Consider the following 2,679-nt stretch of genomic DNA (forward strand, 5'->3'; position numbering starts at 1 on the left):
GCCCGGAGCCGTGCGGCCGCCGGGGCCGGGTCAGTCCGTGGCGATGGCGTCCAGGACGTTCATCCGGCCGGCCCGGAAGGCCGGCAGCAGGGCGGCCAGCAGGCCGACCACGGCGGAGAGCAGCAGGACCACCACGATCGTGGTCACCGGCACGGTCAGCACCTGCAGCCCTCCCGACTTCAGCACCTGCTGGGCGGTGACGCCCCAGGCCAGGCCGAGGCCGGTGCCGAGCAGCGCGCCGAACACCGCGATGACCACGGACTCCAGCCGGATCATCCGGCGCAGCTGGCGGCGGGAGAGGCCGATCGCCCGCAGCAGGCCGATCTCGCGGGTCCGTTCGACGACCGACAGGGCCAGCGTGTTGATCACGCCCAGGACGGCGACGATGATGGCGAGCCCGAGCAGGCCGTACACCAGGTTGAGCAGGCCGGCGACGCGCTGCTGGTAGAGCTCCTTGAAGGCGCTCTGGTCCTTGACGTCCAGCTGGGGGTAGGCGCTGAGCGCGTCCTGGAGGGCCTGGTAGGTCCGGTCCTTGTCCGCGCCGGCGGCGGCCTTGCCGAGCAGGGCGCCGGCGGCGGGCCGCTGGTCGGCCGGAAGGGCCTGCCCGACGGTCGCGACGGCGATGTAGAACTGCTTGTCGAAGAGGGTGTTGCCCTTGGTGGTGATCAGCCCGACGGGCACGGACTGGGTGTGCCCCTTCCCGTAGTCGATCGTCACCCGGTCGCCGACGGACAGGTGGTGGGCCTGGGCGAAGTCCTGGTCCACCGAGACGGCGTCGCCCGCGGTGACGGCCTCGGCGCTGCCGGCCCGGACCGGGAAGTGGTAGTCCTGGGTGATGGTGGGGGAGACCGCCGTCACCGAGATCTCCTGGCTCTGGCCGTCCGGCGTCCGGAGGGTGGTGAGCACGTTCACCACCTCGGTGATGTGGTCGATGCCCGGGGTGCCCTTGGCGGCGGCCACCATGGCGGCGGTGACGCCGGTCTGGTTGGCCTGGACGAGGTAGTCGGCGCCGACCGACCTCTCGATCTGCGCGTTCGTCGAGCTGACCATCGACGAGGTGATCACGGAGAAGCCGGTGACCAGCGCGAGGCCGATCATCAGGGCGGCCGCGGTGGCGCCCGTGCGGCGCGGGTTGCGCATGGCGTTGCGCTGGGCGAGCTTGCCGGAGGGCCCGAAGAGCCTGGGCAGCAGCGCGCCGAGCACCCTGATCACGCCGGTGGCGAGCAGCGGGCCGAGGACCACGAAGCCGACGAGGGTCAGCAGCACGCCCAGGCCCAGCCCGGCGCCGCCGGCGGCGCTCTCGCCGTTCGCCGCGGCCAGGGCCAGCAGGAGGGCGCCGCCGATGCCCAGCGCCAGCCCGAGGACGGTGCGGATCCTGGTGGCGGCGCCGTCGGCCGGGGTGCCGTGGTCGCGCAGCGCGGCCATCGGCGAGATCCTCCCGGCCCGGCGGGCCGGCAGCCAGGCGGCCAGCACGGTGACCACCAGGCCCACCGTGTAGGAGGCGACGGGGACGGTGGCGTCGATCTCCAGGGAGGAGGAGATCTTCATGCCGGCCGAGCCCATCAGCCCGATCAGCAGCTGGGCGATGCCCAGTCCGGCCAGCAGGCCCAGGGTGGAGCCGGTCAGCCCCAGGAGCAGCGCCTCGACCAGCACCGAGCGGTTGACCTGGCGGCGGCTGCCGCCGAGGGCGCGCAGCAGGCCGATCTCACGGGTGCGCTGGGCGATCAGCATGGAGAAGGTGTTGACGATGAGGAAGCCGCCGACCAGCAGCGAGATGCCGGCGAAGCCGAGCACCGCGAACTTCATGAAGTTGAGGAAGCTGCCGACGTCCTTGCTGTTCGCGGCCTTCTGCTCGGCGGCGGTCTGGACGTCGAAGCCGCTGCCGAGGGTCGTGGCGATGGTGCGCTTGAGCTGGGAGTCGGGGACGCCCCCGTTGCCGAACGCGGCGACCGAGGTGAAGAGGTCGGGGGCGCCGAGCAGGTCGTGCTGCGCGGTGGGGACGTCCAGGAAGGCCAGCGCCGCACCGGGGTTGGTGCCGTCGAAGGTGGCGATGCCGCTGATGGTGTAGTCGAAGGTGCCGAAGGAGTTGATCACCCGGATCGGGTCGCCGACGCCGAGTTTGCTCCTGGCGGCGGTGTCGGCGTCGATCATCATCTGCCGGCCGCCGGCCGGGGCGCCGCCCGAGGTGATCTTCAGGGGGGTGCGCGGGCCGGGCACCCAGGCGCCGACCCTGGCCGGGGCGCCGCCGGCCGGGCCGGCCGCCCGGTTGGTCCTGGGGTTGACGAGGGTCGCGTTGCCGACCTCGATCTGCCCGAGCGCGGTCTTCACCCCGGGCTGCGCCGCGACCTGCGTGACGGTCGAGGCCGGGACGGTCAGGGTCGCGGCGCCGTCCTGGCGCGGTCCGGCGTTCTTCTTGACCGGGGTCTGGGTGACCAGGACGTCGGGGGCGGTGGAGGCGAAGAGCCTGTCGAAGGTGCTGGTGGCGGTGTTGGAGAACACCAGGGTGCCGGAGACGAAGCCCACCGACAGCACGATCGCGATCATCGACAGGAGCATCCGGCCCTTGTGGGCGTAGAAGCTCCGTAGTGACGTCTTGAGCAGCATGGTCCTGTGCCCGCCCGCTCAGCTGGTGCGCTTGCCGTCGAAACGGCGCATGCGTTCGAGGACGGAGTCGGCGGT

At 72.4% G+C, this 2,679-nt stretch carries 1 protein-coding gene; it reads right to left on the minus strand.

Features of this window, described 5'->3' with window-relative positions:
* Positions 1–30: 30 nt before the first annotated feature.
* A complete protein-coding gene (locus ACFC1F_RS43030; RefSeq protein WP_376167258.1) occupies positions 31–2,604 on the minus strand; it encodes an ABC transporter permease in 2,574 nt (857 codons plus the stop codon).
* Positions 2,605–2,679 lie beyond the last annotated feature (75 nt).

Origin of the sequence: Kitasatospora sp. NPDC056181 (assembly GCF_042266225.1) — a bacterium.
GTDB lineage: Bacteria > Actinomycetota > Actinomycetes > Streptomycetales > Streptomycetaceae > Kitasatospora.